Origin of the sequence: Streptacidiphilus carbonis (assembly GCF_000787775.1) — a bacterium.
In the GTDB taxonomy this organism is placed as follows: Bacteria; Actinomycetota; Actinomycetes; order Streptomycetales; family Streptomycetaceae; genus Streptacidiphilus; species Streptacidiphilus carbonis.
In genome coordinates this window covers 1-9560 of sequence record NZ_BBPM01000068.1, presented here as the reverse complement: position 1 = coordinate 9560, position 9560 = coordinate 1, and the positions used below count along the sequence as shown (strand labels likewise).

Genomic DNA, 9560 nt, shown 5'->3' with positions numbered 1-9560 from the left:
CCCCTCCTGCCGCACCGACCGCCGCGCCGCCCGTGCCGCCGAAGCCCCCGGCTCCCCCCGCACCGGCGCCCCGGTCAGCCTCCACCCCGGCCGATGTGGCCGACGCCCTTAAGGACAGCAAGAACGTGACGTCCCCCGTCGCCCCCACCGGTCCCGAGCTGATCGCCCTCAAGGGCCCCTCCGCCCGGATCGTCGCGAACATGGACGCCTCGCTCTCGATGCCGACCGCGACCAGCGTGCGCGCCGTCCCCGCGAAGCTGCTGATCGACAACCGCATCGTCATCAACAACCACCTCAAGCGCGCCCGCGGTGGGAAGGTCTCCTTCACCCACATCATCGGGTACGCCATGGTGCAGGCCATCAAGGCCATGCCGGCCATGAACCAGGGCTTCCAGGAGAAGGACGGCAAGCCCTTCCTGGTGAAGCCCGAGCACGTCAACCTCGGTCTGGCCATCGACCTGACCAAGCCCAACGGCGACCGCCAGCTGGTCGTGGCCGCCATCAAGAAGGCCGAGACCCTCGACTTCTTCGGCTTCTGGCAGGCCTACGAGGACATCGTCCGCCGCGCCCGCCAGAACAAGCTGACGGTGGACGACTTCTCCGGCGTCACCGCCTCGCTGACCAACCCCGGCGGCATCGGCACCGTCCACTCCGTGCCCCGGCTGATGCCCGGTCAGGGCACCATCCTGGGCGTCGGCGCGATGGAGTACCCGGCCGAGTTCCAGGGATCGTCCCAGGAGACCCTCTCCCGCCTGGGCGTCTCCAAGGTCATGACGCTGACCTCGACCTACGACCACCGGGTCATCCAGGGCGCGCAGTCCGGCGAGTTCCTGCGCACCATGCACCAGCTGCTGCTCGGCCAGGGCGACTTCTACGACCAGATCTTCGAGTCGCTGCGGATCCCCTACGAGCCGGTCCGCTGGGCCACCGACGTGGACAACAGCCACGACAACGAGGTCAACAAGACCGCCCGGGTCATGGAGCTGATCCACAGCTACCGGGTCCGCGGCCACCTGATGGCCGACACCGACCCGCTGGAGTACAAGCAGCGCAAGCACCCCGACCTCGACGTCCAGGCCCACGACCTGACGCTGTGGGACCTGGAGCGCGAGTTCGCGGTCGGCGGCTTCGCCGGCCGGGCGACCATGAAGCTGCGCGACATCCTCGGCGTGCTGCGCGACTCGTACTGCCGCACCATCGGCATCGAGTACATGCACATCCAGGACCCCAAGCAGCGCCGCTGGATCCAGGCCCGGGTCGAGCGCGGCAACGACAAGCCCGAGCGCGAGGAGCAGCTGCGCATCCTGCGCCGGCTCAACGCCGCCGAGGCGTTCGAGACGTTCCTGCAGACCAAGTACGTCGGCCAGAAGCGCTTCTCGCTGGAGGGCGGCGAGTCCGTCATCCCGCTGCTGGACGCGGTCCTGGACTCGGCCGCCGAGGCCAAGCTGGACGAGACCGTGATCGGCATGGCCCACCGCGGCCGCCTCAACGTGCTGGCCAACATCGTCGGCAAGTCCTACGCCCAGATCTTCCGCGAGTTCCAGGGCAATCTGGACCCCAAGTCGATGCACGGCTCCGGCGACGTCAAGTACCACCTGGGCTCCGAGGGCACCTTCACCGGCATCGACGGCGAGAAGATCAAGGTCTCGCTGGCCGCCAACCCCTCCCACCTGGAGGCGGTGGACCCGGTCGTCGAGGGCATCGTCCGCGCCAAGCAGGACATCCAGGACAAGGCCGGCAACTCCTTCGACGTCCTCGCCGTGCAGATCCACGGCGACGCGGCCTTCGCGGGCCAGGGCGTGGTCGCCGAGACCCTGAACATGTCGCAGCTGCGCGGCTACCGCACCGGCGGCACCGTGCACGTGGTGATCAACAACCAGGTCGGCTTCACCGCCGCCCCGGCCGCCTCCCGCTCCTCCACGTACTGCACCGACGTGGCGCGCATGATCGAGGCCCCGATCTTCCACGTCAACGGCGACGACCCGGAGGCCGTGGTCCGCGTCGCCCGGCTGGCCTTCGAGTTCCGCCAGGCGTTCGGCAAGGACGTGGTCATCGACCTCATCTGCTACCGCCGCCGCGGCCACAACGAGGCCGACAACCCCTCGTTCACCCAGCCGCTGATGTACGACCTGATCGACAAGAAGCGCTCGGTGCGCAAGCTCTACACCGAGGGCCTGATCGGTCGCGGCGACATCACCGTCGAGGAGGCCGAGCAGGCGCTCAAGGACTATCAGGACCAGCTGGAGAAGGTCTTCGTGGAGGTCCGCGAGGCCAACGCCAGCCCGGCCCCGGCCACCAGCGAGCGCCCGCAGGCCACCTTCCCGGTGCAGGTGCAGACCGGCATCTCCCAGGAGATGGTCAAGCGCATCGCCGAGTCCCAGGTCGCCCTGCCGGACTGGCTCACCGTGCACCCGCGGCTGCTGCCGCAGCTGCAGCGCCGGTCCTCCAGCATCGACGACGGCACCATCGACTGGGCCATGGGCGAGACCCTCGCCATCGGCTCGCTGCTGATGGAGGGCCACCCGGTCCGGCTCGCCGGCCAGGACAGCCGCCGCGGCACCTTCGGCACCCGGCACGCGGTGCTGGTCGACCGGGTCACCGGCGAGGACTACACCCCGCTCCTCTACCTGACCGAGGACCAGGCCCGCTACACCGTCTACGACAGCCTGCTCTCCGAGTACGCGGCGATGGGCTTCGAGTACGGCTACTCGCTGGCCCGCAAGAACGCGCTGGTCGCGTGGGAGGCCCAGTTCGGCGACTTCGTCAACGGCGCCTCCACCATCGTCGACGAGTTCATCACCTCCGCCGAGGCCAAGTGGGGCCAGACCTCCGGGGTCACCCTGCTGCTGCCGCACGGCTACGAGGGCCAGGGACCGGACCACTCGTCCGCGCGCATCGAGCGCTTCCTGCAGATGTGCGCCGACAACAACATGACGGTGGCCCAGCCGACGCTCCCGTCGAACTACTTCCACCTGCTGCGGTGGCAGGTCCACAACCCGCACCACAAGCCGCTGATCGTCTTCACCCCGAAGTCGATGCTGCGACTGAAGGCGGCGGCGTCCAAGGCCGACGAGTTCACCTCCGGCGCGTTCCGCCCGGTGATCGGCGACTCCACCGTGGACCCGGCCAACGTCCGCAAGGTCGTCATCACCGCGGGCAAGTTCTACTACGACCTGGAGGCGGCCCGCACCGAGCGCGGCATCACCGACACGGCGCTGGTCCGGGTCGAGCGCCTCTACCCGCTCCCGATCGCCGAGCTCCAGGAGGAGCTGCAGCGCTACGGCGGGGACGTCCAGTACGTCTGGGCCCAGGAGGAGCCGGCCAACCAGGGCGCCTGGCCGTTCATCGCGCTCAACCTGATCGACCACCTGGACGTGGTGGTCGGCCGCAACGCCGCCGGCTCCCGGCTGCGCCGCGTCGCCCGCCCGTCCTCCTCGGCCCCGGCGGTCGGCTCCGCCAAGCGCCACGCCGCCGAGCAGTCCCAACTCGTCGAGGACGTCTTCTCCATCTGACCCCCCGACACCACCCCGACGGGCCCGGCACTCCTCACGGAGCGCCGGGCCCGTCGGCGTTCTCCCCCGTCAGCGACCGCTAGCATCAGACCGGCCGTACATCAACAACGGGGTGAAGATGTCCAGAGTCGACCGCGCGCTGAACCCAGGCGGTTATGACGGCGCCTCGGCGCCGCCCGCCGACACCGTGCTGTGTGTGCCCGCGCATCCGCAGTACCCGCTGCCCGAACGGACCGACCTCCGGCCGCAGATCGTCTTCGAGCTGCTGGACGGCCCCGCCGGGCCGGTGCCGGTCGCCTTCAGCTCACCGCGGGTGCTCAAGGAGCGGCTCGGCGAGGCCCAGCCCTGGGTGGCCGCCTCGGCCGAGTGGTTCGTCGGGCTGATGCGCCGCAGCGGCCTCGGCGCCGTCCACCTCGACCCGCGCACCGACCCGCGGGCCCGCCGCTGGACCGCGGCGGATCTCGCCGAGTACCGGAGGGATGGCTGATGGGCGCCGGATACCAGGTCGTCCTCGGCGACCTCAGCAGCATGGCCGGGACCTTCCACACCGAGGCGGAGACCTACCGCGGTTTCAAACCTAGGGTCACCCCTCCCGTCGCCGACGGCGGCGACCCCGCCCTCAACGGCGCCATGCAGATCCTGCTGGAAGCGATCGACGGACTGCACACCAAGATGGCCGACCGGATCGACGAGCACGGCGACAAGCTGGCCTACGCCCACGACTCGTACCAGCGCAATGACGTCGACGTGCACGGGGTCTTCGAAGACCTCATGGCCGGATAGACAGGCGGGAACATGACGGAGAGCTGGATCGGCGGCGACATCGGCGGTATCCAGGCGATGGGCACCTCCCTCACCGGCGCCAAGGAGGATCTGGACGGAGTGATCCAGCCGCTCAGCGGCAAGGTCGACTCGCTCGTCGGCGACGCCGGCTGGAAGGGGGACTCCGCCGAGGAGTTCCGGGGGAAGTGGAGCGAGGACGCAATAACAGCAGGCGGCCTCGCCGACCTGATCGGCTCGGTGGGCTCCGTGCTCACCGAGTTGGGCGGGCAACTCGCCGCCGCGGAGAGCGCCCTCTACAACGCCGCCGACGCCGCCAAGGGCAAGGGCGTCGCCATCGGGCCACGTGGCGAACCCCTCGAATTGGTGACCGCCAACCCGCCCAGCCCCAAGGAGCAGCAGGCGATCAGCGAGCTGAACTCCTACGGCGAGGTCTACAAGCAGATCACGTACTCCGCCCAGGAGGCCCGGGTCCAGGCGGCAGAGCAGCTCAAGCAGCTCTTCGACGACATCGACCCCAACGGCCCGATGAAGACCGCGGACAAGGCCACCGTCTCCGCCTTCCTGCGCGACCTCTACGCCGCCAAGGACGACTCCCGCTCCGCGGCGGCCGAAAAGGCGCAGAGCAAGCTCGACTCGGCCTCCAAGGGCACCCAGGACGCCTGGGACAAACTCAACTCCGAGCGCCAGTCCCTCAAGGCCGCCGGCAAGGACGTCCCCAAGGACCTGCCCGAGGACGCGGCATACCGCGCCTCGATCAGACAGGTCAAGGCCCTGAACACCGAGCTTGAAGCCGCGGAGGCCAAACGCGGCACCTTCGACAAGACCCTCAACTACAAGCTCGGCGACGCCGCCCGCGACCTCAAGATGTTCGAGGGCCTCGACCGCCTCCCGGAGTTCCTCCGCGACATCCCCGTCCTCGACATCGCCGCCGCCGGCGTGGTCGGCGTCACCGAAGCCCAGGAAGACCACGACAAGGGCTGGTCCTGGACCCACTCCGCCCTAGTCGACGGCACCTCAGCCCTCGGAGGGCTGGCGCTCGGCGCGGCGGTTGTGGCCTCGCTGCCTGAGGAAGCGGCAGCAGGCGCTCTGGCGCTGGGCGCCGGCGGCGTGATGTTCGGCGTGTACGCAGTCGACAAGGCGCTCCATGAGCACTGGAGCGAGGACATCCACGATCACGGGATCGTCGGGGGTGTTGCACAAGGAAGTTGGAACGTCGTGAAGGGTGCCGGTGCCAGCATCGCCGATGACGCAAAAGGAGTGTGGCATGGAATCACCAGCATCTTCTGAGCGCCCCTACCCGCGCATCCTCCCCCCGGACGTCCGTCCGCTTCCGGTGAAGAACATCGGCACGACCTGGGTCGAGCACGGTCATCGGTACTGGATGCGACGCGCGTCCATCGCCTTCGGTCAACTGATCATGCTGTTGCTGCTCTGCGGACTGGCCTTGGCTGGCTGGGCCTGGATCGACGACGGGTCCATCGCACATGGCTGGGTGCTTCCGCTGCGGATCGCCGCAGTCGTCGCCGTTCTGATCGGCTTCGCGTTCGGTCTGCGCGCGACAGTGGCGGCGCGCGCCCTTGACCTCACTCCCAAGCAGTGGCGCGACCAACGGCTTGAATACCGCAGTCGCCACCCCGTGCTTACCAATCCCTTGCTCAACCGACTCGTGCTGATCCTGTTCCTCCCGGTAACCGCTCCCGGAGGGTTCGGTTACATGGCCGCCTTCCTCCTGGGTGCGATCTTCTGTCGCGAACTCCCCGCGGAACGGGGTGCACGTCTGCAGTTCGAGGCCGAGCTCCGAGCACATCACCGGTAAGTAGGCTCTTCCTCAGTATCGCCGCCCCCACCAGGAGATCCATCCGTGTACTTCACCGACCGAGGCATTGAGGAGCTGCAGAGCCGGCGCGGGGAGGAGGAGGTCAGTTTTGACTGGCTGGCCGACCGGCTGCAGGAGTTCGTGGACCTGAATCCGGAGTTCGAGGTTCCGGTCGAACGACTGGCCACCTGGCTGGCGCGGCTGGACGACGACGAGGACGAGTAGCAGAACCGCTTGACTTCCCAGGGACACGATATATCGTGAATAGCAGAGGACGCGATACATAGCGCGTCCTCTGCCACCATACTTCGGGGAGTCAGCATGACCGAGCAGTGGACCGTCAGCACACCGGAGAAGCTCACCTTCGACGCCGAGATCACCCGCCTCCGCGTGCGCACGGTCGCCGGCGCCGTGAACGTAGTCGCCGACGACGGGCCCGCCAGGCTCGAAGTCACCGAGATCGAAGGGCCACCCCTGCAGATCACCCTGGAACGGGGTGAACTCGTCGTCACCTACGACGACCTGACGTGGAAGGACTTCTCGTGGAAGTCCCTCGCCACGTTCATCGGCAAGTGGCGGGAGGGCGTCCGCCGCCGCGCCGTGGTCTCGCTCGCGGTGCCGCACGGCACCCGGATCGAGCTCGGTTCGGCCTCGTCGGACACCGTGATCTCGGGCATCGCCGCCCCGGTGACCGTGCACAGCGCCAGCGGCTCGACCACCCTGGTCGGCGTGTCCGGGCCGGTCGACGCCAACACCGTGTCCGGCAGCGTGCACGCCCAGTCGGTCTCCGGCGACCTCAAGGTCAACACCGTCTCCGGCGAGCTGACCGTGGTCGAGGGCGCCAGCCGCACCCTCAAGGCCAACTCGGTCAGCGGCCCGGTCACCGTCGACCTCGCCCGGAACAACAACACCGACGTCAGCCTCAACAACGTCTCCGGCGAGGTCTCGCTCCGCATCCCGGAGCCCACCAACGCGCAGGTCCACGCCAACACCACCAGCGGCGACGTCTCCAGCGCCTTCGACGAGCTGAGGATGGCCGGCACCTGGGGCGCCAAGCAGCTGACCGGCACCCTCGGCACCGGCTCCGGCAAGGTCAAGATCACCACCGTCTCCGGCTCGGTGGCCCTGCTCCGCCGCCCCGCGCCCGAGGACGACACACCCAAGGCTCTCGACTTCAGTAAGGAGGACGAGGCATGAGCCCCGTTTTCGCCCATGGCCGTCTCCGTCTCTACCTCCTCAAGCTGCTGGACGAGTCCCCCCGCCACGGCTACGAGGTGATCCGCCTGCTGGAGGAGCGCTTCCACGGGCTCTACGCGCCCTCGGCCGGCACGGTCTACCCCCGGCTGGCCAAGCTGGAGCAGGAGGGACTGGTCTCGCACACCCTCGAAGGCGGCCGCAAGGTCTACCGCATCACCGACGCCGGCAAGGCCGAACTGGCCGACCGCGCAACGGAGATCGACGCCCTGGAGACCGAGATCCACGAGTCCGTCGCACACCTGGCCGACCAGATCCGCGAGGACGTCCGCGACTCCGCGAAGGACCTCCGCGAGGAGATGCGCCGCGCCGCCAAGGAGTCCCGCCGCCAGACCAAGAGCGAGTCCAAGGGCTGGGGCCCGGACCCGGTCTGGGGCGACGGCCCCTGGCCCGGAATGGACAAGGAGTCCTGGCAGCGCACCAAGGAGGAGTGGCGCGTCGCCAAGGAGCAGGCGAAGGAGCAGGCCCGGCAGGCCAAGGAGCAGGCCCGCAGCGCCCGCGAGGAGGCCCGGGCCACCCGCGAGCAGACCAGGGCGCTGCGCGACCAGGTCAAGGCCGAGGCGCACCGGATCGGCGAGCAGATGAAGGCCCAGGCCCGCAGCGGGGACTGGCCCACCGGCCTGAGCGAGGGGCTCTCCGAGCTGACCCGCACCCTCACGGGCCTGGCCGACCCGGCCCGCTGGAGCCAGTCGCAGAGCGGGCAGGCGGAACCCGCCGACCGGATCGACCTGGGCAAGGACGACGCGACCGACCTCCCGCCCGCGACCGACCTCCCGCCGTGGACCATGACCAACCCGTCCAACGAGCCGCTGCGCGAACTCAGCGGGCTGCTGGACCGGTTCCGCGACGAGGTCCGCGACGGCGCGAGGGACCGCGGGTTCGCGGCGGACGAACTCGCCCGGGCCCGGGCGGTGCTGGCCGCGGCGGCCCGCCGGATCCGCGGGGACTGACCCGGCGGGGCGGGGGGACGTCCTGCGCGACAGGACACCTTGGGGGGTGGCCTGTCGCGCAGTTCCCCGCGCCCCTATCGGGGCTCCAGCACCAGCTTGCCGAAGAGGTCGCCCTTCTCCATGCGGGTGAAGGCCTCACGCGCTTCGTTCAGAGGGAGGACGGAGTCGATGATCGGGCGGATGCCCGTGGTCGCGCACATCGAGAGAAGTCCGGCCAACTCCTCCTTGGTGCCCATGGTGGAGCCGACCACCTTGAGCTCCAAGAAGAACACCCGGGTCAGCTCGGCCGGCGGGTTCGGGCCGCTGGTCGCGCCGGAGATGACGATCGTGCCGCCCGGCCGCAGCGACTTCACCGAGTGCGACCAGGTCGCCGCGCCGACGGTCTCCATGACCGCGTCCACCCGCTCCGGCAGCCGCGCCCCGGTCGCGAAGGCCGCGTCCGCGCCCAACTCCAGCGCCCGAGCGCCCTTGGCCTCGTCCCGGCTGGTGACCCAGACCCGCAGCCCCGCAGCCTTGCCCAGCACGACCAGCGCCGTGGCCACACCCCCCCCCGCGCCCTGAACCAGCACGGTGTCCCCCGGCCGGACCCCGGCATTGGTGAACAGCATCCGATAGGCCGTCAGCCAAGCGGTCGGCAGACACGCCGCCTCCGCGAACGACAGCTCCTTCGGCTTCGGCAGCAGATTCCAGGTCGGCACCGCCACCTTCTGCGCGAAGGTCCCCTGGTACCGCTCCGTCAGAATCGACCTCGGCTCCCCGACCCGCACCCCGTACCCGGTCTGGCCGATCACCGAGTGCAGCACGACCTCGTTGCCGTCCTCGTCGACCCCGGCCGCGTCGCACCCGAGGATCATCGGCAGCCGCTCCCCCGGCAGCCCGACCCCCCGCAGCGACCACAGGTCGTGGTGGTTCAGGCTCGCGGCCTTGACCGTGACAACGCTCCAGCCCTCCCTGGCCTCGGGCTCGGGACGCTCGCCCAACTCAAGACCGCTCAGCGGGTCCTCGGCATCAGTACGCGCAGCGTAGGCAGCAAACATGCTCCGACCCTAGCCCTCACGGGGTGACCCCCGGCGGCGCAGGGACGTGCGTTTTTTCACTCCCCACGCACGGAAGGGGGCGGGACGGGGCGGGGTGGCCGCGGCAGGGGCCGTCAAAGCGAAGAATGAGTCATCGCCGCTCAAGGACGGAAACATGCCTACAGACTCATTCTGGAGCAGGCCCCAGAGCGGTCGCCCCGCCCCGGCC

9 protein-coding genes are annotated in these 9560 nt (G+C 69.6%); 8 read left to right on the top strand and 1 reads right to left on the bottom strand.

The genetic code is table 11. From position 1 onward, the window contains the following. From TR46_RS32730 to TR46_RS32695, 8 genes are all read left to right on the top strand, one after another. The coding region (locus TR46_RS32730; RefSeq protein WP_063770727.1) for a multifunctional oxoglutarate decarboxylase/oxoglutarate dehydrogenase thiamine pyrophosphate-binding subunit/dihydrolipoyllysine-residue succinyltransferase subunit at positions 1–3512 on the top strand (3512 nt) is incomplete at its 5' end. Positions 3513–3630: 118 nt separating this feature from the next. Continuing rightward, on the top strand, positions 3631–3999 hold the full coding sequence (locus tag TR46_RS32725; protein ID WP_152626816.1) for a hypothetical protein: 369 nt from the start codon (positions 3631–3633) through the stop codon (positions 3997–3999). Further along, positions 3999–4295 (top strand): DUF6317 family protein, encoded by a 297-nt coding sequence (locus tag TR46_RS32720; protein WP_042409184.1) that lies wholly within the window; start codon positions 3999–4001, stop codon positions 4293–4295. The genes TR46_RS32725 and TR46_RS32720 overlap by 1 nt, the downstream gene beginning before the upstream one ends. Before the next feature lie 12 nt (positions 4296–4307). After that, on the top strand, positions 4308–5582 hold the full coding sequence (locus TR46_RS32715) for a WXG100 family type VII secretion target (RefSeq protein WP_042409182.1): 1275 nt from the start codon (positions 4308–4310) through the stop codon (positions 5580–5582). Continuing rightward, entirely contained in the window at positions 5560–6111 is a 552-nt protein-coding gene (locus tag TR46_RS32710; protein WP_152626815.1) for a hypothetical protein, read from the top strand. The genes TR46_RS32715 and TR46_RS32710 overlap by 23 nt, the downstream gene beginning before the upstream one ends. Before the next feature lie 45 nt (positions 6112–6156). Next, positions 6157–6336 carry a DUF6104 family protein gene (locus TR46_RS32705; protein ID WP_042409178.1) on the top strand — a complete coding sequence of 60 codons (180 nt, stop codon included), beginning with the start codon at positions 6157–6159 and terminating at the stop codon, positions 6334–6336. 96 nt (positions 6337–6432) lie between these two features. After that, entirely contained in the window at positions 6433–7308 is an 876-nt protein-coding gene (locus TR46_RS32700; protein WP_042409174.1) for a DUF4097 family beta strand repeat-containing protein, read from the top strand. Continuing rightward, a complete protein-coding gene (locus TR46_RS32695; RefSeq protein ID WP_042409170.1) occupies positions 7305–8315 on the top strand; it encodes a PadR family transcriptional regulator in 1011 nt (336 codons plus the stop codon). Before TR46_RS32700 ends, TR46_RS32695 begins: the two co-directional genes overlap by 4 nt. 74 nt (positions 8316–8389) lie before the next feature. On the opposite strand, the gene TR46_RS32690 is transcribed toward TR46_RS32695, so the two are convergent. Beyond that, positions 8390–9352 (bottom strand): zinc-binding dehydrogenase, encoded by a 963-nt coding sequence (locus TR46_RS32690; RefSeq protein WP_042409166.1) that lies wholly within the window; start codon positions 9350–9352, stop codon positions 8390–8392. Positions 9353–9560 lie beyond the last annotated feature (208 nt).